22 protein-coding genes, 7 tRNA genes, 5 other RNA genes and 2 pseudogenes are annotated in these 24978 nt (G+C 43.7%); 22 read left to right on the top strand and 14 right to left on the bottom strand.

The annotated features are described in order from the left end of the window. Nucleotides 1-25: 25 nt before the first annotated feature. The gene (gene hemF / locus C6H66_RS14060) at nt 26-934 is read right to left on the bottom strand and encodes an oxygen-dependent coproporphyrinogen oxidase (RefSeq protein ID WP_046396260.1); all 909 of its coding nucleotides are present in this window, start codon (nt 932-934) and stop codon (nt 26-28) included. Nucleotides 935-1084: 150 nt separating this feature from the next. On the opposite strand from hemF, the gene C6H66_RS14055 reads away from it, so the two are divergent. Further along, complete coding sequence (locus C6H66_RS14055) at nt 1085-1516, top strand: GNAT family acetyltransferase (RefSeq protein WP_036781605.1); 432 nt, start codon at nt 1085-1087, stop codon at nt 1514-1516. A gap of 46 nt (nt 1517-1562) precedes the next feature. On the opposite strand, the gene C6H66_RS14050 is transcribed toward C6H66_RS14055, so the two are convergent. Next, nucleotides 1563-1979 carry a YgiW/YdeI family stress tolerance OB fold protein gene (locus C6H66_RS14050; protein ID WP_181150206.1) on the bottom strand — a complete coding sequence of 139 codons (417 nt, stop codon included), beginning with the start codon at nt 1977-1979 and terminating at the stop codon, nt 1563-1565. Between the two features lie 174 nt (nt 1980-2153). Here C6H66_RS14050 and C6H66_RS14045 point away from each other — a divergent pair, with 174 nt between their 5' ends. The 6 genes from C6H66_RS14045 (at nt 2154) to cysM (ending at nt 7815) form a co-directional block, all read left to right on the top strand. After that, nucleotides 2154-2762 carry an RpoE-regulated lipoprotein gene (locus C6H66_RS14045; RefSeq protein WP_040151763.1) on the top strand — a complete coding sequence of 203 codons (609 nt, stop codon included), beginning with the start codon at nt 2154-2156 and terminating at the stop codon, nt 2760-2762. A gap of 230 nt (nt 2763-2992) precedes the next feature. Further along, on the top strand, nt 2993-4015 hold the full coding sequence (locus C6H66_RS14040; RefSeq protein ID WP_040151765.1) for a sulfate ABC transporter substrate-binding protein: 1023 nt from the start codon (nt 2993-2995) through the stop codon (nt 4013-4015). After that, the gene (gene cysT / locus C6H66_RS14035) at nt 4015-4848 is read left to right on the top strand and encodes a sulfate/thiosulfate ABC transporter permease CysT (RefSeq protein ID WP_040151766.1); all 834 of its coding nucleotides are present in this window, start codon (nt 4015-4017) and stop codon (nt 4846-4848) included. Before C6H66_RS14040 ends, cysT begins: the two co-directional genes overlap by 1 nt. After that, on the top strand, nt 4848-5693 hold the full coding sequence (gene cysW, locus C6H66_RS14030; RefSeq protein WP_105395888.1) for a sulfate/thiosulfate ABC transporter permease CysW: 846 nt from the start codon (nt 4848-4850) through the stop codon (nt 5691-5693). The genes cysT and cysW overlap by 1 nt, the downstream gene beginning before the upstream one ends. Before the next feature lie 14 nt (nt 5694-5707). Then, nucleotides 5708-6796: a sulfate/thiosulfate ABC transporter ATP-binding protein CysA gene (cysA, locus tag C6H66_RS14025; protein ID WP_046396262.1), complete on the top strand. Its 1089-nt coding sequence runs from the start codon at nt 5708-5710 to the stop codon at nt 6794-6796. A gap of 137 nt (nt 6797-6933) precedes the next feature. Further along, nucleotides 6934-7815 carry a cysteine synthase CysM gene (cysM, locus tag C6H66_RS14020; protein WP_105395887.1) on the top strand — a complete coding sequence of 294 codons (882 nt, stop codon included), beginning with the start codon at nt 6934-6936 and terminating at the stop codon, nt 7813-7815. A 169-nt stretch (nt 7816-7984) separates the two neighbouring features. On the opposite strand, the gene crr is transcribed toward cysM, so the two are convergent. From crr to cysZ, 5 genes are all read right to left on the bottom strand, one after another. After that, entirely contained in the window at nt 7985-8494 is a 510-nt protein-coding gene (crr, locus tag C6H66_RS14015) for a PTS glucose transporter subunit IIA (protein WP_015833547.1), read from the bottom strand. 48 nt (nt 8495-8542) lie between these two features. After that, entirely contained in the window at nt 8543-10270 is a 1728-nt protein-coding gene (gene ptsI, locus C6H66_RS14010; protein WP_036782538.1) for a phosphoenolpyruvate-protein phosphotransferase PtsI, read from the bottom strand. Nucleotides 10271-10579: 309 nt separating this feature from the next. Then, entirely contained in the window at nt 10580-10837 is a 258-nt protein-coding gene (gene ptsH, locus C6H66_RS14005) for a phosphocarrier protein Hpr (protein WP_036782535.1), read from the bottom strand. Nucleotides 10838-11389: 552 nt separating this feature from the next. Then, nucleotides 11390-12343, bottom strand: coding sequence for a cysteine synthase A (gene cysK / locus C6H66_RS14000; RefSeq protein ID WP_046397729.1), 954 nt, complete (start codon nt 12341-12343; stop codon nt 11390-11392). Nucleotides 12344-12457: 114 nt separating this feature from the next. After that, nucleotides 12458-13198, bottom strand: a complete 741-nt coding sequence (cysZ, locus tag C6H66_RS13995; RefSeq protein ID WP_181150207.1) for a sulfate transporter CysZ — start codon at nt 13196-13198, stop codon at nt 12458-12460. A 250-nt stretch (nt 13199-13448) separates the two neighbouring features. On the opposite strand from cysZ, the pseudogene zipA reads away from it, so the two are divergent. From zipA to C6H66_RS13975, 4 genes and pseudogenes are all read left to right on the top strand, one after another. Continuing rightward, nucleotides 13449-14361 (top strand): annotated as a pseudogene (gene zipA, locus C6H66_RS13990) (cell division protein ZipA). Nucleotides 14362-14421: 60 nt separating this feature from the next. Further along, nucleotides 14422-16440 carry an NAD-dependent DNA ligase LigA gene (gene ligA, locus C6H66_RS13985; protein ID WP_105395885.1) on the top strand — a complete coding sequence of 673 codons (2019 nt, stop codon included), beginning with the start codon at nt 14422-14424 and terminating at the stop codon, nt 16438-16440. Nucleotides 16441-16802: 362 nt separating this feature from the next. Then, nucleotides 16803-17987, top strand: a complete 1185-nt coding sequence (locus C6H66_RS13980) for a NupC/NupG family nucleoside CNT transporter (protein WP_105395884.1) — start codon at nt 16803-16805, stop codon at nt 17985-17987. An 83-nt stretch (nt 17988-18070) separates the two neighbouring features. After that, nucleotides 18071-18286 (top strand): DUF3820 family protein, encoded by a 216-nt coding sequence (locus C6H66_RS13975; RefSeq protein ID WP_105395896.1) that lies wholly within the window; start codon nt 18071-18073, stop codon nt 18284-18286. A gap of 95 nt (nt 18287-18381) precedes the next feature. On the opposite strand, the gene C6H66_RS13970 is transcribed toward C6H66_RS13975, so the two are convergent. The 3 genes from C6H66_RS13970 to gltX all read right to left on the bottom strand — a co-directional run bounded on the left by C6H66_RS13970 (nt 18382) and on the right by gltX (nt 20260). After that, nucleotides 18382-18457: transfer RNA gene (locus tag C6H66_RS13970), tRNA-Ala, on the bottom strand. Between the two features lie 57 nt (nt 18458-18514). Further along, a tRNA-Ala gene (locus tag C6H66_RS13965) sits at nt 18515-18590 on the bottom strand. A gap of 251 nt (nt 18591-18841) precedes the next feature. Then, nucleotides 18842-20260 carry a glutamate--tRNA ligase gene (gltX, locus tag C6H66_RS13960; RefSeq protein WP_105395883.1) on the bottom strand — a complete coding sequence of 473 codons (1419 nt, stop codon included), beginning with the start codon at nt 20258-20260 and terminating at the stop codon, nt 18842-18844. 270 nt (nt 20261-20530) lie between these two features. Between gltX and C6H66_RS13955 the strand changes: the two genes are divergently transcribed. From C6H66_RS13955 to C6H66_RS25980, 10 genes are all read left to right on the top strand, one after another. Continuing rightward, nucleotides 20531-20606 (top strand) — tRNA-Val (locus tag C6H66_RS13955). A gap of 30 nt (nt 20607-20636) precedes the next feature. Then, nucleotides 20637-20712, top strand: a tRNA-Val gene (locus tag C6H66_RS13950). Nucleotides 20713-20755: 43 nt separating this feature from the next. Continuing rightward, nucleotides 20756-20831: transfer RNA gene (locus C6H66_RS13945), tRNA-Val, on the top strand. A 43-nt stretch (nt 20832-20874) separates the two neighbouring features. Continuing rightward, nucleotides 20875-20950: transfer RNA gene (locus C6H66_RS13940), tRNA-Lys, on the top strand. Nucleotides 20951-20987: 37 nt separating this feature from the next. Beyond that, nucleotides 20988-21063: transfer RNA gene (locus tag C6H66_RS13935), tRNA-Lys, on the top strand. Nucleotides 21064-21107: 44 nt separating this feature from the next. After that, nucleotides 21108-21240: non-coding RNA, RtT sRNA (locus tag C6H66_RS13930), on the top strand. 44 nt (nt 21241-21284) lie between these two features. Continuing rightward, nucleotides 21285-21417, top strand: a non-coding RNA gene (locus tag C6H66_RS13925) — RtT sRNA. Nucleotides 21418-21461: 44 nt separating this feature from the next. After that, nucleotides 21462-21594: non-coding RNA, RtT sRNA (locus tag C6H66_RS13920), on the top strand. A 44-nt stretch (nt 21595-21638) separates the two neighbouring features. Next, a non-coding RNA gene (locus tag C6H66_RS13915) (RtT sRNA) lies at nt 21639-21771 on the top strand. 44 nt (nt 21772-21815) lie between these two features. After that, nucleotides 21816-21948, top strand: a non-coding RNA gene (locus tag C6H66_RS25980) — RtT sRNA. Nucleotides 21949-22023: 75 nt separating this feature from the next. Here C6H66_RS25980 and nadS (C6H66_RS26815) read toward each other — a convergent pair. The 3 genes and pseudogenes from nadS (C6H66_RS26815) to nadS (C6H66_RS13895) form a co-directional block, all read right to left on the bottom strand. Beyond that, nucleotides 22024-22146 (bottom strand): annotated as a pseudogene (nadS, locus tag C6H66_RS26815) (NadS family protein); the annotation flags it as partial. A gap of 45 nt (nt 22147-22191) precedes the next feature. Continuing rightward, complete coding sequence (locus tag C6H66_RS13900) at nt 22192-23361, bottom strand: RNA-guided endonuclease InsQ/TnpB family protein (RefSeq protein ID WP_105395882.1); 1170 nt, start codon at nt 23359-23361, stop codon at nt 22192-22194. 91 nt (nt 23362-23452) lie between these two features. Beyond that, the gene (nadS, locus tag C6H66_RS13895) at nt 23453-23680 is read right to left on the bottom strand and encodes a NadS family protein (protein ID WP_105395881.1); all 228 of its coding nucleotides are present in this window, start codon (nt 23678-23680) and stop codon (nt 23453-23455) included. 567 nt (nt 23681-24247) lie between these two features. Between nadS (C6H66_RS13895) and C6H66_RS13880 the strand changes: the two genes are divergently transcribed. After that, on the top strand, nt 24248-24601 hold the full coding sequence (locus tag C6H66_RS13880; RefSeq protein ID WP_036812805.1) for a hypothetical protein: 354 nt from the start codon (nt 24248-24250) through the stop codon (nt 24599-24601). Between the two features lie 153 nt (nt 24602-24754). Here C6H66_RS13880 and C6H66_RS13875 read toward each other — a convergent pair. Then, nucleotides 24755-24978: transposase (locus C6H66_RS13875; RefSeq protein ID WP_146111051.1), on the bottom strand; the 224-nt coding region annotated here is incomplete at its 5' end.

Here is a 24978-nt window from a genome sequence, read left to right as displayed (position 1 = left end):
ATAATATTCCTAACATGATAAAAAATCATATCCAGTTTTTTGCTGGTAGAAAGTCGATATATAAAGCGGCTTCCGCAGATCCTGGTTCAGGGTGATAATCATATTCCCAGCGTACTAATGGTGGCATGGACATTAAGATAGATTCTGTTCGTCCTCCACTTTGTAATCCAAATAAGGTTCCTCTGTCCCAAACGAGGTTAAATTCTACATAGCGACTACGGCGATATAATTGAAATTGTCGTTCACGTTCACCCCATAATATGTTTTTCCTTTTTTCTACAATAGGTAAATAGGCAGAAAGAAAACCTTTACCTACATCTTGAGTGAAATTGAAACAATGTTCAAAGTCAGGTGTATTTAAGTCGTCATAAAATAAGCCACCAATTCCACGGGCTTCATCACGATGTTTAATATAAAAATAATTATCACACCATTTTTTATATTTTGGATAAACATCTTCTCCATAAGGTTGACATATATTTTTGGCGGTGATGTGCCAGTGAATAGCATCTTCCTTAAAACCATAATAAGGTGTTAAATCAAAACCGCCACCAAACCACCATACTGGCGCTTCACCTTCTTTTTCTGCAATAAAGAACCGAACATTGGCATGACTGGTTGGTATATAGGGATTCAAAGGATGAATAACCAGAGAGACGCCCATTGCTTGATAATGTCGACCGGCCAGTTCAGGACGGAGAGCTGTTGCTGATGAGGGAAGTATGTCTCCTGATACATGAGAAAAATTAGCGCCTGCTTGTTCGAATATCGCGCCTTCTTTCATAATTCGACTACGGCCTCCGCCGCCTTTTTCTCGTTGCCAGCATTGCTCAGTAAATTTTGCTTTGCCGTCTGCCTGTTCTAGTTGTCGGCAAATTTCATCCTGTAATGAAAGGAAAAAAGATTTAATCTGATTAATGTTTGGTGTATTCATGATTCTTTCCCTATTATGATATGGTGAACGTTATATTATAGCTGTTAGTGGAAAAGAATAGTGGAAGAGAACGCATTTTCGTATTGATTCCGGTGTTAAAGCGGAGATAATGAGAAAATAGTTATTTCGATAAAAACAGGTTGGTTAGGGATGGAAATTCGGGTATTTCGACAAGATGATTTTGAAGAAGTGATCACCTTATGGGAACGCTGCGATTTACTTAATCCTGGTGTTGATCCTGAAGTGGATATTGAGCGTAAATTGACTCATGATCCTGACCTGTTTTTAGTCGCGGAAGTGGCTGGTGAAGTGGTTGGGACGATTATGGGTGGTTATGATGGTCATCGTGGCTCTGCTTATTATTTGGGAGTTCATCCTGAATTTCGCGGTAGGGGAATTGCGAATGCATTAATTGCCCGATTAGAAAAGAAATTGATTGCCCGTGGTTGTCCAAAAATAGTTCTTATTGTTCCTGAAGATAATGATGCCACTATCTATATGTGTGAAAAACTGGAATATGAAGATCGTTATCAAGAGAGCGTTATTTTCAGTAAGCGTTTGATTGGTGATCAGGAATATTGAGTTTAGAATATGGCTGAGTGAAAGAATCCTACTCAGCCACAAGCCATTAGTTCAATTTAGTGACTTTTTTCACATCAACAGTCATACCATTCCAATCTTTATCGACTTCACCTTCAAGACGGACTCTATCTTGAGGCGTTATCGTTTGGCCATTCCAGTATTTATGATCAACTTCCACTTCAACAATTCCTGCATTATCGCGGAATATGAAGTGATCACTGTGGATACGGGATTCAATATGCCCTTCCAGTACGACCCAACTGTCATCTCTCATATTTTTAACTTGTTGGGTAGTGGAAACTCTTGCATTGTGATCGACAAAACCACCTTGTGGTGCTGCTTGGACGGGGGGTTGTGTTGAATCGGGACCGGAAAAACCACCAAATTGCGTCTGTGAGGTTTGAGCTATTGACGGCATACTGAACAAAGTAATCAAGGCGGTGGTTATAAATATTTTTTTCATCATATTGACCTTACTAATAGTGATGATTTTTAGGGGGAGGTAATAATACCGCTAAGTTGTATTTTATCAATAAAATATTAATCTAAAGTAATTAATTTAAATATTCTCTGAAACTAACAATCAGATGTGATGTCTCAGTGCCTATCGCTGTATTGAGCTATAAGGGAACCAGTTATGCAGAAGTATACTTTAACTAACATGTTGACAGGATTGCGTTTTATCACCATAAGTGGTGCATTGTTACTGGCCGGTTGTACGGGTTCATCGGGTTTTTCATGGTCGAATTTGTCTCCTTTTAGCTGGTTTGGTAGCCCCTTAAAAATCTCAGATCAGGGTGTAGGAGAAATAAATAGTCTGACAGCAATGAATAAAGAAGCAATAGAGAAGGGGTTGGATAGAAAGTACCACTTACGCAGCGGCATGGAAACAAAAAATGGTCAATTGGTGACACTCTTTCAAGCAATGGACGGTGATCAATTGAAGATAGCGCTATTTGGTCAGGCCGATGGAAAAATCAGTCGTATTGAAGTGTTGGATGAAAATATTGAAACCGTCTGGGGAACAAAGGTTGGTATGCCATTTTCGGCACTTTATAGCAGGGCATTTGGTGCTTGCCAAAACACGGTAGGTGAATCAGAGAAGAGCGCTATTGTCTGTGCATCCCCACAGAGCAGACATGTTAGTTATCTGTTTACAGGCCATTGGAGTGGTCCTGAAGGTTTGATTCCTTCTGATGATGTGCTGAAAAATTGGAAAGTGGAACGTATCATTTGGAAGCGATAAGCGTTCCTAATTAAAGCACCAACTGAGTCGGTTTAGGTTCCTCTTGCGGTGCCGTAACAGGCCCGCATTTTCCATTTAAAAGCCTTACTATTTCTCCAGCTTATTGCGTTTCATGCTTTCTAATTGCAATTTAGTATATTAAACGGTGATAGTTATCTACCCTGTTATAAATAAACTGGATACATTAGTTACTGGCGCGTTATTTGATGAAATAACGGATAAGGTGAGAAATGAAAAAGTATTCAGTAAAAAATATAATACTAAACGGACTGGTAGTAGTAACTTTATTAGGCAGCAGTCATGTCTTTGCTGTAGAGCTGTTAAACAGCTCTTATGATGTTGCACGTGAGTTATTTTCTGTACTGAATCCTGAATTTGAAAAACAGTGGAATGAACAGTATCCACAAGACAAATTGATAATCAAACAATCCCACGCCGGTTCCTCCAAACAAGCATTGGCGATTCTCCAGGGATTACGGGCTGATGTGGTGACTTACAATCAGGTAACAGATGTGCAAATTTTGCATGATCGCGGCAAGCTGATCCCAGCTGATTGGCAAAACCGTTTGCCAAATAGCAGCTCACCTTACTATTCCACGATGGCGTTTCTTGTACGTAAAGGCAACCCCAAAAATATTCGTAATTGGGATGACTTGGTGCGTCAAGATGTCAAATTAGTCTTCCCAAACCCTAAAACCTCCGGTAATGGCCGATATACTTATTTGGCTGCCTGGGGAGCTATTCAGCAGGAAAATAGTGGAGACCAAGGAAAAACTCGTGAGTGGATGAAGCGTTTCCTGAAAAATGTCGCCGTGTTTGATACTGGCGGTCGTGGGGCGACAACTTCATTTATTGAACGTGGTTTGGGTGATGTACTGATCAGTTTCGAATCTGAAGTGAACAACATTCGCAAGCAGTATGGTGATGATAAATATGAAGTGATCGTTCCACCGGTAGGTATTCTGGCAGAATTCCCAGTGGCTTGGGTTGATAAGCATATTGCGAAAAATGGTACAGAGAAAGCGGCCAAAGCTTATCTAAATTATCTTTATAGCCCACAGGCACAGCAGATCATTACCAGCTTTAATTATCGTGTCAGTGATAAAGACGTGATGGCTCAGCAGAAAGCCCGTTTTCCAGCAACCAAGCTGTTTCGATTGGAGGATCAATTTGGTGGTTGGCCGCAAGTGATGAAAACCCATTTCAATACTGGCGGCATACTGGATCAATTGCTGGCCGAGGGGCATAAGTAATGTTTTCGAGATCCAGTAAACGAGTATTGCCTGGTTTCGGGTTAAGCTTAGGCAGTAGCCTGTTCTATACCTGTTTGATCTTATTGTTACCTCTGAGCGCATTAGTTGTGCAGCTTTCCAGTATGACTTGGGAACAGTATTGGCAGGTGATTGCTAATCCCCAAGTTGTGGCGGCTTACAAAGTGACATTGTTGGCAGCAGCGGTTGCCAGCTTGTTTAATGCGGTGTTTGGTATGCTGATGGCATGGGTTTTAACTCGCTATCGTTTCCCAGGCCGTAGCTTATTAGATGGCTTGATGGATCTCCCTTTTGCGTTACCTACTGCGGTAGCGGGATTGACATTGGCAACGCTATTCTCTGTTAGTGGCTGGTATGGCTCTTTGCTTGGGCACTTTGATGTGAAAGTAGTCAATACTTGGTTGGGTATTGCGGTGGCGATGGCGTTTACAAGCCTGCCATTTGTAGTGCGAACTATTCAGCCGGTACTTGAAGAGCTAGGGCCAGAATATGAAGAAGCAGCTCAAACATTAGGCGCTAATCGTTGGAAAACTTTCTGGCGGGTTGTATTGCCAGAATTGTCTCCTGCTTTAATTGCGGGCACCGCACTCTCTTTTACCCGCAGTTTGGGGGAATTTGGCGCGGTGATCTTTATTGCCGGTAACATTGCATGGCAAACAGAAGTAGTATCGCTGATGATTTTCATCCGCTTACAGGAGTTTGATTACCCAGCGGCCAGCGCCATCGCATCGGTTATATTGGCAATATCTCTGATCTTACTGTTTAGCATTAATACTCTGCAAAGCCGCTTTGGTAAACGGATTGGAGGGCATTAATGGTTGAATTATCTGAATCTCATGTAGCGCAACGACTACCTATAAATTGGGGTAAATGGGCGTTGATCATAACAGGCGTATTGTTTTCAATCTTACTGTTAGTGATCCCCATTGTCTGGATATTTATGACCGCCTTTTCTAAAGGAGTTGAGGTAGTCACTGAGAATCTTTTAGATCCTGACATGTTGCATGCCATCTGGTTAACAATACTAATCGCATTAATTACCGTTCCGGTAAACCTAATTTTTGGCGTCATGCTCGCTTGGCTGGTGACGCGTTTTCAATTTCCGGGGCGTCAATGTTTATTGACATTGATCGACATTCCGTTTGCTGTTTCGCCGGTCGTAGCTGGACTGCTCTACTTATTATTTTATGGTTCGAATGGTTGGGCAGGGAGCTTGCTGGAACCCTATGATATCCAATTGATGTTTTCCTGGCCGGGGATGGTCTTGGTGACGATATTTGTGACTTGTCCGTTTGTTGTGCGAGAACTGGTGCCGATGATGCTTAGTCAGGGGAGCCAGGAGGATGAAGCTGCAATTTTATTGGGGGCGTCTGGCTGGAAAATGTTTTGGCGGGTGACGTTACCTAATATTCGTTGGGCGTTGTTATACGGTGTGGTTTTGACCAATGCCCGGGCGATTGGTGAATTTGGCGCTGTTTCAGTGGTATCCGGCGCTATTCGTGGTGAGACTTACACATTGCCGTTGCAGGTTGAACTACTGCATCAAGATTACAACACCGTAGGGGCATTTACCGCGGCGGCATTGTTGGCATTGATGGCAATTATCACTTTGATTGTTAAAAGTGCTTTGCAGTGGCGGTTAAGCCGTCAACATGGTTAAGGTAGGAGCAGAATATGAGTATTGAAATTAACAATATCAGTAAATATTTTGGTCGGACTCAGGTTCTAAGCGATGTCACTCTGAATATTTTTTCTGGAGAAATGATTGCTCTGCTTGGTCCGTCAGGCTCCGGTAAAACAACCTTGTTGAGGATTATTGCTGGTCTGGAACAACAAACCGAGGGGAAACTGAGCTTCCACGGGCAAGATGTTAGCCGTATGCATGCTAAAGATCGGCAAGTTGGATTTGTATTTCAGCATTATGCACTGTTTCGGCATATGACTGTGTTTGATAATGTTGCTTTTGGATTGACCGTATTGCCACGACGTAGGCGTCCGAATATGGCGGCTATCCGCCGTAAGGTTATGGAGTTGCTGGAGATGGTGCAATTAACGCATCTTGCTGAACGTTATCCATCGCAACTTTCTGGCGGGCAGAAACAGCGGGTAGCGTTGGCAAGAGCATTGGCTGTTGAACCACAAATTCTATTACTCGATGAGCCATTTGGCGCACTGGATGCTCAGGTAAGAATGGAATTACGCCGTTGGCTACGCCAACTCCATGAAGAACTTAAATTTACCAGTGTCTTTGTCACTCACGATCAGGAAGAGGCGATGGAAGTGGCTGACCGGGTTGTTGTCATGAGACAAGGGAATATTGAACAGGTTGGTACGCCACAAGAGGTATGGCGTTATCCGGCAAGCCGTTTTGTGATGGAATTTCTTGGGGAGGTCAATCATTTTAATGGTGAAATTAAAGGTTCTCAGCTATTGATTGGCGGACAGCACTTGCCTCTCAATGTGACACCAATCCATCAGGGGAATGTCGATGTATTCTTGCGTCCGTGGGATATCATGATGAACTCGCAATCGACACTTTCCAGTCCGTTGCCGGTACAGGTGACTGAGGTCAGTCCTAGAGGGCATTTCTGGCAGCTTTCGGTTCAGCCTCTCGGCTGGCATCATGAGTCGGTTGCTGTTATTTGGTTTGATGAGACTTCAGTACCCACAAGAGGAAGCCGATATTTTATTGGTGGCACTGAAGCGCGTTTGTATGCGGGTGATAAACAATTGCAAACATTGAGTTTAGCCCAAACTGCCTGATAATTATTTAGATTTGGTTGGTACCATTTTGCTCATCTCCTTACCGCCAGGGATGGGCATTTTTTATTTAAGTCTTGCGATATATTCCTGAATATGGTTATTTCGCTTTTCTATTAAATAAAATTTGGGTAATAGCTGTGGCAAGCTTGGAACATTTTATAGGTAACACCCCGTTGGTAAAATTACAACGAATCACCGATAAGCTAGGGGTGGAAATATGGGTAAAACTTGAGGGTAATAATCCGGCCGGCTCGATAAAAGACAGAACAGCGCTATCAATGATTCAGCAAGCTGAATTGCGCGGTGAAATTTCTCCCGGTGACGTGTTGATTGAAGCCACTAGCGGAAATACGGGTATTGCGTTGGCAATGATTGCCGCAGTAAAAGGTTATCATCTTAAATTATTGATGCCTGATAATATGAGCCTTGAGCGTCAGGCTTCTATGCGAGCTTATGGTGCAGAACTGATTTTGGTGAGTAGAGCAATGGGCATGGAAGGCGCACGTGATTTAGCTCAGCAAATGGAGCGTAATGGCGAAGGCAAAGTTCTTGATCAATTCAATAACCCGGATAATCCTTTAGCGCATTTTACGACGACAGGGCCGGAAATTTGGCGACAGACGCAAGGGCGTATTACACATTTTGTTTCCAGTATGGGAACGACTGGAACCATTACTGGTGTTAGCCGCTATTTAAAAAGCCAGTCTAATAGTGTACAGATTATTGGCTTACAGCCGGCGGCGGATAGCCATATTCCAGGTATTCGCCGCTGGTCGCCGGCTTATTTGCCTGGCATTTTCCGCAAGGAGTTAGTAGATCAAGTGCTGGATATCACTCAGCAGGAAGCTGAATATACTATGCGTTTATTAGCTCAGAAAGAAGGCATTTTCTGTGGGGTCAGTTCCGGCGGTGCTGTTGCCGGAGCATTAAGTGTTGCAGCACAAAATCCAGGTTCTGTCATTGTTGCCATTATCTGCGACCGTGGCGACAGATATCTTTCTACCGGAGTATTTAATTAATTCGGTTATACATTCAGCGTGAGTAGAGTAAAAAAGGCGGCAAACTCTGCTCACACTAGCTAATTTTCACTGGAAAATGGTGTAAATCCAAGATAAGAGATAAAAAAAACAGCCGTGATTGTCGGCCGTTTTTTTAAGATGAAAATGGTATTGTGACAGTTTAGTGTCGCTACTTTTTAATCCGCATAATGGGGGTTTCACCAACAGTGACAGAACCACTCAACTTGGATAACTCTTTAATCTCATCCATGTTGGAAATAACAACAGGTGTCAGGGTCGATTTTGCTCTTTCTTCAAGGAGTTTAAGATCGAACTCCAAAACTAAATCACCTTTTTGTACACGCTGACCTTCTTCAGCAATACGCTTAAAGCCTTCGCCTTTAAGTTCAACCGTATCAATACCAAAATGGACAAATAGCTCAATACCGCTGTCCGATTCGATAGAAAACGCATGGTTGGTTTCAAATATTTTACCGATTGTTCCATCAACTGGTGCGACTATTTTATTGCCGGCGGGTTTTATAGCGATACCGTCGCCCACAATTTTCTCGGCGAAAACAACATCTGGAACATCTTCAATATTGACAATCTCACCAGATAAAGGTGCGATAATTTCAATAGTGCCGCTGTTTTTTTTATCATCTGAAACTAGAGATTTCAGTTTATCAAACAGACCCATGAATCTTCTCCTAATTGTTTATACTGGACCGCGTTTTAACCGATATTGTTAGCAAAGTGTTTTTTCTTTGATGAAGGTATCAACCAATTCTATCAACCCCTGAGCGGTAGACTGAGAAAGTGCTTGCTCAGCTAGCGCTTTTGCATCTTCGTAACGCGTATTACGAATGATTTTCTTGATGCGGGGAATAGAAATCGCACTCATACTAAACTCATCCAGCCCCATGCCTAATAGCAACAATGTAGCACGTTCATCGCCTGCAAGCTCGCCACACATCCCCGTCCATTTACCTTCAGCGTGTGAAGCATCAATGGTTTGCTTAATCAGGCTCAATACTGCTGGTAGCATCGGGTTATAAAGATGAGAAATCAACTCGTTACCGCGGTCTACAGCAAGAGTATACTGAGTTAGATCGTTTGTCCCAATACTGAAAAAGTCAACTTCTTTTGCCAGGTGATGAGCAATAACTGCGGAAGCTGGTGTTTCTACCATCACCCCCACTTCGATCGCTTCATCGAATTTTTTACCTTCTTCGCGAAGCTGACCTTTCAGCAATTCAAGTTCTGCTTTCAGTGCCTGTACTTCTTCTACAGAAATAATCATTGGAAACATAATGCGTAGTTTACCGAAAGCAGATGCACGTAAGATAGCACGTAACTGAGAATGTAAGATCTCTTTTCGATCAAGGCAAATACGAATTGCACGCCAACCAAGGAATGGATTCTCTTCTTTCGGTAGATTCATATAGGGTAGATTTTTATCACCACCGATATCCATCGTACGTATAATAACCGCCTGACTGCCCATTGCTTCGGCAACAGCTTTATAAGCTTGGAATTGTTCTTCTTCTGTTGGCAGCGCATCACGATCCATAAACAGAAATTCTGTACGGTATAAACCGACGCCTTCGGCGCCATTGCGCTCAGCGCCAATCACATCACGGACGGTACCGATATTGGCACAGACTTCAACCTGATGGCCATCAAGAGTCATCGCCGGGAGATCTTTCAACTTTGCAAGTTCAGTTTTTTCCGCCAGATATTCGTTTTTGGTCTTTTTTAGCTGTTCAATTTCCGCATCAGATGGATTGATATAAATGTGATTATTTACCGCGTCCAGGATTAGATAATCGCCATTCTGGATGGTTGTTGTCGCTTGGGTGGTACCGACGATCGCTGGCAGTTCAAGAGAGCGGGCCATGATTGACGTGTGGGAAGTTCGGCCACCTAAATCGGTAATAAACCCGAGTACTTTTTCCAGATTAAGTTGTGCGGTTTCCGATGGAGTCAGGTCGTTGGCAACCAGAATGACTTCCTCTGAAATTGAGCCAAGATCAACAATGGGCATACCCAGAATGTTTTTCAGCAAGCGCTTACCGATATCACGCACGTCTGTGGCACGTTCTTTCAGGTATTCATCATCCAATTCTTCAAGGGCTTGGGCCTGAGTTTCAATAACGGAATAGACTGCGGCATCCGCAGTTCTGAAATCGTTTTTGATTAACGAAATAATTTCTTGCTCAAGTTCTTCATCTTCCAATAGCATGATATGTCCTTCGAAGATTTCAGCTTTTTCTTCTCCGAGGTTTTTTGCGGCTATATTCTTGATGATTTCTAGCTGGGATGAAGCTTTTTCACGGCCTTGCTTGAAATGGAAAATTTCTTGTTCGACTTGCTCTTGACTGATTTTTTTCTGATTGACAATAATTGGGTCTTCTTTCAGTAATAGAGCTTTACCGAAAGCGATGCCTGGTGATACTAATATGCCTGAAATCATGATGTTACCTAACTACTAATAATTATTCTTTAAAGAGCCAGCCCGCAGATGGTTTGCTGTTTTAGGACATGCATTTAAACTGACATCCCCAGATAAAAGTTTATCCGGGGATGAGGAACGGCTAAGTGAATACCTGTTTATGCCCGTCATCTTTCAAGTTGCCTCTTTGTTGGCTGCGCTCGCTCACCCCGGTCACATAGTTTGCTATGCTCCCAGGGATTCACTCCCTGGCCGTCGCGATGCATCTTGAAATCCATAGGGTATATTCACAATCTCTGGATCTTGACTGGCTTTGCGGTCAACGGAAAATTATTCCAGTTCTGCCATCAACTTAACCAGATGCTCGATTGCTCTTTGCTCATCTTCGCCTTCAGCAGAAATAGTCACTACAGTGCCTTGAGTAAGTCCCAAAGTTTGTAGCTTAAACAGGCTTTTGGCACTGGCAGTTTTACCACCGGAAGTCAGTGTAATATCGGAGGAGAAACTTTTGGCTTCTTTAACAAACTGTGCCGCGGGACGGGTGTGTAGGCCATTTGGCGCAGTAATAGTGACTTCTTGCTGGAACATAACGTTTCCTCAATAACTTAGATTTTTGCTATGTAAGTTAAGAATTTGTAATGGACAAATTTTAACTTGAGTGTTTATTCACTGCCTATCCCATGTAAGACGATTTTATTTACCTAAAGAGCGAACTGAGTAATGTTCTGGCAAAAGCGCTAAATAGCCTCTGAACGCTCTTTAGTACGACCCATAACTTCCGGGCCATGTGTGCTGTCTGTATTTACTTTTACTGGTAAGAATAAACAGCACTAACGACGTCTACTGAGATAGACTCTCAGGTTGATAATGTAATAAAAATTTTTATTCATTATCAAAAAAATTGTTCTTTCCGATGCTTCTGATTGATAGTTTGAAGTAAAGATAGATCGCGGAACTACTTAACTGAAACTACTACTCCTGTTAATTAATTTCGAGCATCGAAATAATTATTATTGGTTAAATACTAGACCCATTGTAAGAAATCATCTGGCAAAGTGAAAAAGTTTGATCTACCACACAGAAAAAGCACCATTTAGGTGCTTTTTTATCAATAAATCTAAGTAACTTACTTAAAAACTTTTATTCATCAGACAAGTCAGTAAACAGTGGGCTGCTTAAATAGCGTTCACCTGATGAAGCCAGAATGACAACGATATTTTTGTCTTTATATTCCGGTTCCTGAGAAAGTTTTACCGCTGCTGCAACGGCGGCACCAGAGGAAATACCTACCAGAATGCCCTCTTTCACCATGATTTCACGTGCGGTTTTAATTGCTTCCTCGCTACTGATTTTGAAAACGCGATCAACCAGTTTCAAATCAAGGTTATCTGGAATAAAACCCGCGCCAATACCTTGAATCTTATGGGGACCAGGTTTCACTTCTTCACCGGCCAGAGTCTGGCTGATGACGGGTGATTCTTCGGGTTCTACGGCAACCGCGGTGACATTTTTACCTTTGGTGTTTTTCAGGTAACGGGTAACGCCTGTTAGTGTACCGCCGGTCCCTACACCGGAAACAAATGCATCCACTTCACCGTCTGTATCTTCCCAGATTTCCGGGCCTGTAGTTTTTTCATGGATTTCCGGGTTAGCCGGATTACTGAACTGTTGCAGGATAATGTAGCGGTCGGGATCGCTAGCTTTAATCTCGTTAGCTTTCTCAATGGCGCCTTTCATACCTTTAGCGCCTTCCGTCAGTATCAACTGAGCACCCAATGCTTTTAAGAGCTTGCGGCGTTCAATACTCATGGTTTCTGGCATTGTCAGCGTTAATTTATAGTCCCGAGCGGCGGCGACATACGCAAGCGCTATACCAGTATTACCACTGGTGGGTTCTATTAATTCTTGTCCCGGTTTTAGGATACCGCGTTTTTCAGCATCCCAAATCATGTTGGAGCCAATGCGACATTTTACACTAAAACTTGGGTTACGGGATTCTACTTTTGCCAGAATACGCCCATTGCCAAAGTGTTTTAGGCGAATTAACGGGGTACGACCAATAGTCAAAGAATTATCTTCGTAAATTTTACTCATACTCGTCTTTCAACTCCCTTTAGTGATATCCGGTCAACAATACGCCAACAACCGGTTAATGGAAATATAACTTAAATATATTTTTATTGTCTAAAAGAATAACTTAAATGAATATCATGGCATAATACGCGGGGCGTGTTGATCTCGATAGCGATCGACCCACATTGCCGTCGCCGCGCATACGGCAATAGGCATAATCACCAAATTGACAATGGGTATCATGGTTAAAATACTCACTGTTGCGCCAAATTGCAGATTAATTATTTTGTTTTGGCGAAGGGCGCTACGCATTGTTGGAAAGCTGACTTTGTGGTTATCAAAGGGATAATCACAATACTGAATTGATAACATCCAGGCACTGAAAATAAACCAGAGCACAGGCGCGGCAGTTTGCCCGATAACAGGAATAAAATAGAGTAACAATAAGACCAGAGCACGTGGAATATAGTAGCACAACTTGGTTAATTCCCGTTTTAGGATACGTGGAACATCTTTGAAGAGTGCTATAACGCCGGTATCCGGTGCGGGGATTCCTGTTAAATCCGCTTCCAGTTTTTCTGCTAGCAGACCATTGAATGGCGCTGCGATAAAATTCGCTATTGTGCTGAATAAGTAAGTAAAAATCAGCAAAACAGAGAGCACGGCCATCGGCCATAAAATATAACTGAGCCATTGCATCCAATCCGGTACTTTGCTCACTATCCAAGGGATCCAGTTCTCCAGTTTCTGATAGAGCCACCAAAATGAACCGCCGAGAAACAAAATATTTGCCAACAAAGGCAATAAGACAAATCTTTTAATGCCTGGTCGAGTAATTAATTTGCAACCTTGCATCAAATACTGAAAGCCGCTCAAATTTTTGGGCAATTTTGTCAAATTCAGCATACTTCCTATTCTCTCCTGTGTGATTGAAACGCTATCATATAGGTAGGATTTTCGACTGACTAGTATTGTTCTGTATAAAAAGAACGCAAAAGGGGCTTATTAGGCATCTTTCTGATAAGAAAAGTGTGTATAAGCTTGCACTTGTGTTATTTGACAAATACAGTTAATACAGAAAATATTCCGCCGTGGTGGCATACTTAATTAAACAACAGAGATAGCAATGATGCAGGATTTGCGTCTGATATTAATCATTGTTGGTGCGATAGCAATAATAGCTTTGCTGTTACATGGGTTGTGGACCAGCCGTAAAGAGCGTTCTTCGCTTTTTCGTGATCGCCCAGTCAAACGTCATAAACATGATCGTCAGAACAGTTTCGTCGATGACAGTGACGATGAAGCGTTCGGCAATCAGCAAAAGCCTTATGCCCATAAACAGGTGAAATCTCATCAGGAGTATAAAGCTGAGCCAGCTATCGAGCGCCGTCAGCAAAAGTTGACTGAAATTGATGCTGCAACGCTTGAAGAAAGCGATGATCCGTTGCTGACGGGTCATCAGCCTGAGACGACAGCGAGAAAAGCAGTCATAGAAGAGCAGGAACCCCAACTCGGTCTGTTTGAATTCGAAGAGCAGAGTGAGCCTGAAAAAAAACAGATCTGCGATTGAAGAAAAGTTTCAAGAAGCGGTTGGCGAACAAGAAACTCAGACCAAGGTGAAAGAAATCGTTTTGGTTCTTCACGTAGCAGCACATCACGGCCAAGCATTGAATGGTGAACCCTTGCTGCAAAGTATTCTGCAATCTGGCTTCCAGTTTGGGGAAATGCAGATTTTTCACCGTCACGTGAACCCATCAGGTAGTGGCCCGGTACTGTTTAGTTTGGCAAATATGGTGAAACCGGGTTCATTTAATCCTGAAACAATGGCTGATTTTACAACTCCGGGGATTTCCATGTTTATGGTAGTCCCTTCTTACGGAGAATCTAATCAGAATTTTAAACTGATGTTACAGGCAGCTCAGCGTATTGCCTCTGATGTTGGGGGCGTGGTGCTTGATGATGAGCGAAAAATGCTAACACCGCAAAAAATCGAATTGTATAAAGCGCGTATTCGCAGCACACTTGGTGTTCAGGTATAATCAATTATCGAATGTTCAAGCCTCCGCCAGCCGGGGGCTTTTTATCGCTGGTTATAAATCATGAAATCAACGGCTCAACAAATAGAAAAGCTCAGAACAACACTGCGTCATCATGAATATCTGTATCACGTCATGGATGCGCCAGAGATCCCTGATGCGGAATATGATCGGTTAATGCAGGAATTGAAGGATCTTGAAGGACAGTATCCTGAGTTGATTACATCGGATTCACCAACACAGCGGGTTGGAGCGGCTCCTCTGACGGCTTTTGAACAAGTCCGCCATGAAATTCCGATGTTGTCACTGGATAACGTATTTGATGAAGAGAGTTATCTGGCGTTTGATAAGCGGGTGCGTGACCGTCTGAAAGAGACTCAGGATTTGGTTGTGTGCTGTGAGCTGAAACTGGATGGTTTGGCGGTCAGCCTGTTGTATGAACATGGTGAGTTGGTACGGGCTGCAACCCGCGGTGATGGTACAACCGGGGAAAATATTACATCAAATATACGGACTATCTGTGCAATTCCCCTGCGTCTATTCGGCGAAAATATTCCAGCGCGTATTGAGATTCGCGGTGAAGTTTTCATGCCGCAAAAAGGGTTTGAGAAACTGAATGAGGAGGCGCGTCGCACGGGGGCAAAAGTATTTGCTAACCCACGTAATGCGGCGGCTGGCTCGTTGCGTCAGCTCGATCCCCGTATTACGGCTAAACGCCCATTGGCTTTCTTCTGTTATGGTGTTGGCGTATTGGAAGGGGGAGAATTACCAGCTAGTCACTACGAGCGATTGATACAGTTTAAGAAATGGGGATTGCCGGTCAGCGATAAAGTTAAAGTTTGTACCGATAGTCAACAGGTTATTGATTTTTATCATGATATCGTAAACCAGCGTTCCGCATTGGGGTTTGATATCGATGGTGTCGTTGTCAAAGTTAATTCGCTGGAATTACAGGAAACATTAGGCTTTGTCGCTCGTGCGCCACGTTGGGCAACGGCGTTCAAGTTTCCCGCTCAAGAGCAAATGACAATTGTTCGTGATGTTGAGTTTCAGGTTGGTCGTACTGGTGCGATCACACCGGTAGCACGTCTGGAGCCAGTATTGGTCTCTGGTGTGACTGTCAGTAATGCAACATTGCACAATGCGGATGAGATTGAACGTTTAGGTTTGCGGATTGGCGATACGGTTATTATCCGTCGTGCTGGTGATGTAATTCCACAAGTTGTCGGTGTTTTGGAAGTGAGAAGGCCGCAGGACAGTAATGAAGTTATTTTCCCTGAACATTGCCCGGTATGTGGGGCAGATATTGAAAGGATTGAAGGGGAGGCTGTAGCGCGTTGTACGGGGGGATTGGTGTGTGGCGCTCAGCGTAAAGAGGCACTTAGACATTTTGTTTCCCGTCGGGCGATGGATGTTGACGGCATGGGAGAAAAGATTATCGATCAGCTGGTGGATAAAGAGTATGTCGAAACCCCGGCCGATCTTTTCAGGCTGACGGCAGGCAAGTTGACTGGGCTTGATCGCATGGGGCCGAAATCTGCCCAGAATGTGGTAGATGCGTTGGAAAAAGCGAAAGAAACCACCTTTGCCCGTTTCCTTTATGCGTTGGGTATCCGTGAAGTTGGGGAAGCGACCGCTGCTAATTTGGCTGCTCACTTTGGCGAACTGGATAAATTACGTTCCGCTGATGAGGAAGCATTGAAAGAGGTTCAAGATGTTGGCGAAGTGGTGGCAAAACATGTCGTTAACTTCTTCAATGAACCCCATAACCAAGCAGTTATTGACGATCTGATTGATAATATCGGTATCGACTGGGAACCGGTCGTTGTAACGAAAGCTGAGAAAATTGACAGCCCATTTTCGGGTAAAACAGTTGTGCTGACAGGTTCATTGCATCAGTTATCCAGGGATGAAGCCAAAGCTAAACTTGTTGCACTTGGGGCAAAAGTGACGGGCAGCGTTTCTAAGAAAACAGATTTGGTGATTGCGGGTGAAGCTGCCGGTTCAAAATTAGCTAAAGCTAATGAGTTGAATATTCCGGTTATTGATGAAGAAGAAATGATCCGTTTATTGGGTGAATAACTTTTTGTTTATATACTGATTATTGAGAGTTTTTCTCAATAATCAGTCATATGTTGTTAAGGTATTTTTAAAGCTTATCTTATTCGATTCAGCTAAAAATGTGATCAGACACATTAAGTAAAGATTTACAGTAAGAATTATTTCAGTCTAATGTGATATCTATACCCTATGGATTTTAAGATGCATCGCGACGGCAAGGGAGTGAATCCCCGGGAGCAATAGATAACTATGTGACCGGGGTGAGCGAGTGCAGCCAACAAAGAGGCGACTTGAAAGATAACGGGTATATTCTTATTTGATCGCCTTTTATTGCATAGAATGCGTTGATAAAAACTCGCTTTCTATCGTGTTTGGAGTGTGATATGTCTCAGATCCTGCATTTCTTCTTAGCTTTGATTGTCATTGGCGGCCTTGCTATTTTGACAAGTAATGACCGTAAAAGTATTCGTCCTCGTTATGTTATTCAATTGCTTGTTATTGAGCTTATTTTGGCTTGGTTTTTCCTGAATTCTGGTGTTGGTCAGGAATTTGTCATGGGATTTGCCGGGTTGTTTGAGCATTTACTGAAATATGCGGGTGAAGGAACTGAATTCATTTTTGGCGGCATGATGGATGCAAAACTAGCATTCTTCTTTCTGAATGTATTGTGTCCGATTATCTTTATTTCTGCGCTGATTGGTATTTTGCAGCATATCAAACTATTGCCAATTATCATCCGGGTTATTGGTACTCTGCTGTCTAAAGTCAACGGCATGGGTAAACTGGAATCATTTAACGCGGTCAGTTCGCTGATACTTGGGCAGTCTGAAAACTTTATTGCTTATAAAGACGTACTGGGAAAAATGTCTGAGCGTCGCATGTACACGATGGCTGCGACTGCAATGTCAACGGTTTCTATGTCGATCGTTGGGGCTTACATGCAAATTTTAGCGCCTAAATATGTTGTAGCGGCATTAGTGCTTAATATGTTCAGTACCTTTATCATCCTATCGCTGATTAATCCGTATGCTGTTGACAGTGAAGAAGATATTCAGATGAGTAATCTTCACGAAGGCCAAAGTTTTTTCGAAATGCTAGGTGAATATATTTTGGCGGGTTTTAAAGTGGCCCTCATTGTTGCTGCTATGTTGATTGGTTTCATTGCCCTGATTGCGGCTATTAATGCTTTGTTCAGCCTGGTGTTTGAGAAGAGTTTTCAGGAAATGCTCGGCTACGTGTTTTATCCATTTGCTTGGGTGATTGGAATTCCTACAGATGAAGCATTACGGGTTGGTAGTGTTATGGCAACCAAATTGGTTGCTAACGAATTTGTGGCAATGCACAGCTTACAATCCATTGTGACAGAACTTTCTCCTCGTTCACAGGGTATTTTGTCGGTATTCTTGGTTTCTTTTGCTAACTTCTCTTCTATTGGGATTGTGGCAGGTGCGATTAAAGGCTTGAATGAGAAACAGGGTAATGTTGTTTCTCGGTTTGGTTTGAAACTACTATTTGGTTCAACGCTTGTCAGCTTCTTATCTGCGGCTATTGCAGGTTTGGTACTGTAAAAGATGATGTTTTATCGTGGAATATTGCATCATGGATGATGCAGATTCCCTTTCACCTATTTCTCCTTATAGACGTGCAAATTATGGAAAAAGAAAACCTGATAGAAATTGCTAATACTGCAATGCCGTTCGGTAAATACAAAGGGCGTATGCTCATTGACTTACCGGAAGAGTATTTATTGTGGTTCGCTCGTAAGGGGGAATTTCCACAAGGTAAATTGGGGGCGCTGATGGAGATGACTTTAGCAATAAAACTGGAGGAACTAGATTCGTTGGTGAAACCATTGAAAAAAGGCTAGCCAAAGTTGACGTTTGTTTTTTATTCGATAATGGTGGTTATGAATGGGAATAACCAAAAGGCCCTGAAAGCATGGCTTTCAGGGCCTTATAATTTTGGTGGAGCTAAGCGGGATCGAACCGCTGACCTCTTGCATGCCATGCAAGCGCTCTCCCAGCTGAGCTATAGCCCCACGAGCGTGGTATTTCCTAATTTTAGGACCAAACACCTTATCTCAATATAAAGGATTTGGTGGAGCTAAGCGGGATCGAACCGCTGACCTCTTGCATGCCATGCAAGCGCTCTCCCAGCTGAGCTATAGCCCCAATCAAAATTAATGGAACGGGGCGCATAATATGAAACCCTGCAAATACTGTCAACGGCTAACTTATCATTCTCACAACAAGCGTTGAAAAAGCCATCAATTTTATGATCAATTAACAAAACAGGAGGATGAGCAATGGGTTGAAATGAAATAGAAGGTGTTTGGGAAAGTGATAAAGAGGTAGCAATTAAATAGGATTTTTGGAAAACAGAAAGGCATCACCTGTAGTAAGTGATGCCTTTGATGCATTAATTAAGATTGAGTTTCGCGTTGAGCAATGAACTCCAGCGCTTGATTAATACGGGATAAAGTACGAGTTTGCCCGATAGCGTGAATAGTGACATCCACACCTGGGGATTGACCTGCACCGGTAGCCGCAACCCGCAATGGCATACCGATTTTACCCATACCGACTTCCAGCTCATCAGCGGTGGATTGAATGGCATGATGAACATTTTCTGGCGTCCAGTCAGTAATTGAAGCCAGCTTCGCACGGACAACTTCAAGAGGTTGACGGGCGACTGGGCGCAAATGTTTCTTCGCTGCATCGGCATCAAATTCAGCAAAATCTTCATAGAAGTAGCGGCAAGATTCGGCTATCTCTTTCAGAGTCTTACAGCGTTCGCCCAGTAATTTAATCAGATCAACCAACTGTGGACCATTACGGGTATCAATACCTTGTTGCTCCATGTGCCATGCTAGATGAACGGCAACTTTCTCTGGAGGCAGGGTATTAATATAGTGATGGTTCAACCATTGCAATTTTTCTGTATTGAATGCGCTGGCGGATTTATTGATAGCATCCAGACTGAACAGTTTAGTCATTTCTTCAATGCTGAAAATTTCTTGATCACCATGCGACCAACCCAGACGGACCAGATAATTCAGCAAGGCTTCTGGCAGATAACCATCATCGCGGTATTGCATCACGCTCACTGCACCGTGACGTTTAGACAGCTTTTTACCATCATCACCGAGGATCATCGAAACGTGCGCATATTCTGGCACGGGAGCGCTGAGCGCTTTCAGAATATTAATTTGACGAGGTGTATTATTAATATGGTCTTCACCGCGGATGACATGAGTGATTTCCATATCCCAGTCATCGATAACAACACAGAAATTATACGTTGGTGAGCCATCGGTACGACGGATAATCAGATCATCAAGTTCCTGATTGCTGAACTCAATGGGGCCGCGGATACGATCATTAAAAACAACAGAACCTTCCTGTGGATTGCGGAAACGGACGACATGGGGCTGATCTGGGTTATGTTGACATGAATTATCACGGCAACGGCCGTCATAACGTGGTTTCTCGCCATTTGCCATTTGAGTTTCGCGCAATTCTTCCAGATGCTCTTTAGAACAATAGCAGCGATAAGCACTTCCTTGCTCCAGCATTTGATCGATCGCCTGATTATAGCGATCAAAACGTTTCGTCTGATAATAAGGGCCTTCATCCCAATTCAGATTTAACCAGTTCATACCGTCCATAATGGCATTGATAGCTTCCTGAGTTGAGCGTTCAAGGTCAGTATCTTCGATACGCAATACAAATTCGCCTTTGTTATGGCGGCTATATAACCAGGAATACAGTGCGGTACGAGCACCGCCAACATGGAGATAGCCGGTTGGGCTTGGTGCGAAACGGGTTTTGATTTTACTCATTGGGGATTGCCTTAATTACGTTTCACTTTTCAATGAACGTTATCGGTGATTTAAGTAATAAAAGAGGGGGGCTATTTTATCACTGCACCTTAATTCCTCAATGCTGTTAACGGGGAGTTGTTGAGAAAAGTCAGTGTATTTGTCTAAACTGTACCCTATAGTGACGATAATTATCTCACCCTTGTTTAATTTTGAGACGAACGATATTTTTCTCTAGAAAAAGCGTTGACTCATTCTGAACTATCCCTATAATGCGACCCCATCACGACGGGGCGATTAGCTCAGTTGGTAGAGCATCTCCCTTACAAGGAGGGGGTCATCAGTTCGAATCTGGTATTGCCCACCATCTCGTTGTGATAAAAAAGATTTTATGATTGGGCGATTAGCTCAGTTGGTAGAGCATCTCCCTTACAAGGAGGGGGTCATCAGTTCGAATCTGGTATCGCCCACCAATCATAAATTCAGTGGTATAGAAGCAGTAATAGTTATTGAAGTGGGCGATTAGCTCAGTTGGTAGAGCATCTCCCTTACAAGGAGGGGGTCATCAGTTCGAATCTGGTATCGCCCACCACTTCATTAAGATTATTTCAGGCGATATCACATCTATTTGGTATGGGTCGTTAGCTCAGTCGGTAGAGCAGTTGACTTTTAATCAATTGGTCGCAGGTTCGAATCCTGCACGACCCACCATTCCAAAAGACGTAATTAGAGTAGTTTTCCTACAGATGGGTCGTTAGCTCAGTCGGTAGAGCAGTTGACTTTTAATCAATTGGTCGCAGGTTCGAATCCTGCACGACCCACCATCTCAAAAGATGCAATTAGAATGGTTTTTCTACAGTCAGGTTGTTAGTTCAGTCGGTAGAGCAGTTGGCTTTTAATCAATTAGTCACAGGTTCGAGCCGAGCGAAGCGAGACAACAGCGCGAGAGCGCTGGCCCGCAGGGCGAGGCCGTAGGCCGAGTCATCCTGCACGACCCACCATCTCAAAAGACGTAATTAGAATATTTTTCCTACAGTCAGGTTGTTAGTTCAGTCGGTAGAGCAGTTGACTTTTAATCAATTGGTCACAGGTTCGAGCCGAGCGAAGCGAGACAACAGCGCGAGAGCGCTGGCCCGCAGGGCGAGGCCGTAGGCCGAGTCATCCTGCACGACCCACCATCTCAAAAGACGCAATTAGAATAGTTTTCCTACAGTCAGGTTGTTAGCTCAGTCGGTAGAACAGTTGACTTTTAATCAATGGGTCACAGGTTCGAGCCGAGCGAAGCGAGACAACAGCGCGTGAGCGCTGGCCCGCAGGGCGAGGCCGTAGGCCGAGTCATCCTGCACGACCCACCATCTCAAAAGACGCAATTAGAATAGTTTTCCTACAGTCAGGTTGTTAGCTCAGTCGGTAGAACAGTTGACTTTTAATCAATGGGTCACAGGTTCGAGCCGAGCGAAGCGAGACAACAGCGCGTGAGCGCTGGCCCGCAGGGCGAGGCCGTAGGCCGAGTCATCCTGCACGACCCACCATCTCAAAAGACGCAATCAGAATAGTTTTCCTACAGTCAGGTTGTTAGCTCAGTCGGTAGAGCAGTTGACTTTTAATCAATGGGTCGCAGGTTCGAGCCGAGCGAAGCGAGACAACAGCGCGTGAGCGCAGGCCCGAAGGGCGAGGCAGTAGGCCGAGTCATCCTGCACGACCCACCATCTCAAAAGACGCAATTAGAATAATTTTCCTACAGTCAGGTTGTTAGTTCAGTCGGTAGAGCAGTTGACTTTTAATCAATGCGTCTCCAGGGCCTTATAGAAATTAGGGTTTTCTTGGATGATAGCTAACACCTTTGCCGCTAGTCCTGTCGGATTTCGACGCTTCTGCTCCCAGCTTTTAATTGTATCAAGGCTGGTGCGTGACTGCTCCCCGCCGTAAAAAACGGCTAGGCTTCCCACTTCTCAGGCCGCCACCGTCTTTATGACGGATTTACGCTGGCCTCCGTGGGCAGAAACGACGAGTCCCGCCGCCTGTAATTCTGTTATGCCCTTGCGCTGGATGTTGATCGCCGCATTGATATCGCGGTCATGTTCGACTCGGCAGAAAGGGCATTGCCAGATCCGCTTATTTAGCGGCATTTCCGGCATTTTGTGACCGCAGCAATGGCAGGTTTTCGAGCTGGCGAACCACTGATCCAGTTTGACCAGATGAACGCCCGCCGCTGCGGCTTTGTATTCCAGTTTCTTGATGAAGCCATGCCAGCCCGCATCCCCGATAGCGCGGGCAAGGTGGTGATTCTTCATCATGTTAGCCGATTTCAGCGTCTCAACAATGACCGCTTGGTTTTTGTCAACCATTGTTCGAGAGAGTTTGTGTTGAAAATCAGCGCGGGCATGGGCTACCCGTTCGTGGACTGCCGCCAGACGTAAGCGGGCCTTGCCGCGGTTAGCGCTGCCCTGTTGTTTGCGGGAGAACGATTTCTGCTTACGACGCAGGTTACGGGCGGCGTTGATAAGGTGACGCGGGTTATTGACCTTCTCCCCGGTCGACTCGATAAGATAGTGGGACAAACCCATATCACACCCGGTCACGCGGGTGATAACGCCCGGCTTTTCCGGTGCCTCCCCGCCATCGTCACACAGGATAGCGGCGAAATATTTTCCCGTGGTGGTGCGAGAGAGCGTAATGCTCTTCACTTTCCCGTCAATTTTTCTGTGTATACGGGCCTTTATCGGTGACAATTTCGGGATCTTCACTGCGCCCTCCAGCACTTTCACTCCAACACAGTGATAGCTGGATTGTCTGCCCTGTTTGCGTTTGAACGTGGGAAATTGGGCGCGCAACTTCGGATTGAAAAAATTATCAAACGCAGTATGCAGATTGATCACCGCCTGCTGTAACGCGATAGAATCATATGCCCTGAGCCAGGCATACTTGCGGGATTGCTTCGCGACCGCCAGTAACGGTTTGAGGTCTTTGCGTGGATTTAAATTCACGCCGTGACGTTTGTAGGCATGCTTTTTGATGTGCAGCGCCTTGTTGTACGCAAAACGGACCGCCCCGAACTGGCCGTTAAGATACTCTGCCTGTTCGGGTGTGGGGTAGAGGCGGACTTTGGTCGCTCTTAACATATTCAGCGCTCATTGAAAAAAAAGTGCATTCATTTTAGCCTGTTTTACCGGCAGATATCCATTCAGTCAGGAGACGTCGGAGTCGCCAGCCCTAAAGCCCTCTGGGCTTTTCGCCTGATATCTCCGCCCGCACTGGGCAAGGGTTTACGGCGGTTTTTGCTAAAGCCTCCTCCATCTCTGCCTGTGAAATGTTAAGTTGAGCACGGATAGCTTTAACGTCGGCAACTTCGTATCGGGTTACACGCGCTGCGGCTTTATTACCTTGTTTAATTTCAACTGCTTCTTCTAGGGATGCTTTCAATTCGTCAAGAAAACTCATGTTACACCTCATCTTTTAGTAATTTTATTACCACAGCTAGATTCTCGTGTACTGTATTTGTGCTGTGAAATTGCAGAATAGCATCAATATTCTTAGCATGAGCTTCATCATTATGTGTATATACAAATCTCACGTTCAAATAATATATCTTATCTATTAGTGATACAAAGTCCATTGATATTTTGTGAGTCATTTTGAGTTGTTTAGATCTGTCTAGCGGAGTATTCTGTATATACAGATTAACCATGAGTTAAAAACGCCGAAGCACATGAAGCTCTTGATATCATCAAACATCAGATTGAAATTAGCATGTAAAAACCCGTCGGTTAATGAAGAGGATATACTCCAGTGTTTTTCTAATCGGGTTGAACGTTTTCTTGAGGATACAAGGGAAGATAACAGAACTGCTCCCCACTAAATGGTTTATAACTGAAACTGATTATGGTGTTAAGTTGAAGATAGTCTTTTATCTATTACTCTGAAAAAGGGGGGGGCTATAAGGATAGCTTATGCACCTAACGAAGATGAATTGAGAATCTACAAAAAATATGGTCTAGAAACAGAGAAATGAGCAAACAAACTGATAAGCGAGCAAATAACCTGATAGCTTCCATTGATGAAGCATGGGAGAACGGTGAGCTTGGTTGTAGTGAAGCTCACGTTAAAGTATCTGATGATGTAACAGAAGATCTGATTAACGAAGCGCTGGAGTTACAGCCCATTTCAATCAGATTAAATCGGTCTCTGATTGAAGATTTGAAAATGATAGCTGACCTTAATGGCTTAGGCTACCAGCCATTAATCAGACAAGTTTTAAATCGTTTTGCCAATAGTGAGAAAAAACGGGTGCTCGCCGAGGCTCACAGCAAAGCAATGAGAAGTGAAAAAAGAAAATCCAATAAACGTCATAAGGCTGCTTAACCATATAGCCTTAACTGCATAGTATATAAATGTAAAAAACCAACTGGTGAGGTTGGTTTTTTGCATTTACCCTTAAATAGGGTGATTTGTTTTTAATGCTATTCGCAAGGTTGGTAGCCTTGGTTTTAGCGCGCAGGGCAACCGCATGAATGCTTAAATATTATTCAGATTAGAAAATCCTGCTTGTACGACTTGTTCCAGAAATTGCGTTTTCATCCAGGCTCGCATTCGTTTCTTTCTTATACTTAATTTGCTGCCTTCTGTTTTCAGCATATTCAAGGCAATTCGCCTCAATATCGCGATATTTTCCGCCGCATTTTCTCGATAAATCTGACAATCATCCTCATGAAACGTCGCATCCAATACCCAATGGAGAT

This window comes from Photorhabdus hindustanensis, assembly GCF_002968995.1.
In the GTDB taxonomy this organism is placed as follows: domain Bacteria; phylum Pseudomonadota; class Gammaproteobacteria; order Enterobacterales; family Enterobacteriaceae; genus Photorhabdus; species Photorhabdus akhurstii.
This window is presented reverse-complemented; position numbering and strand designations above follow the sequence as displayed.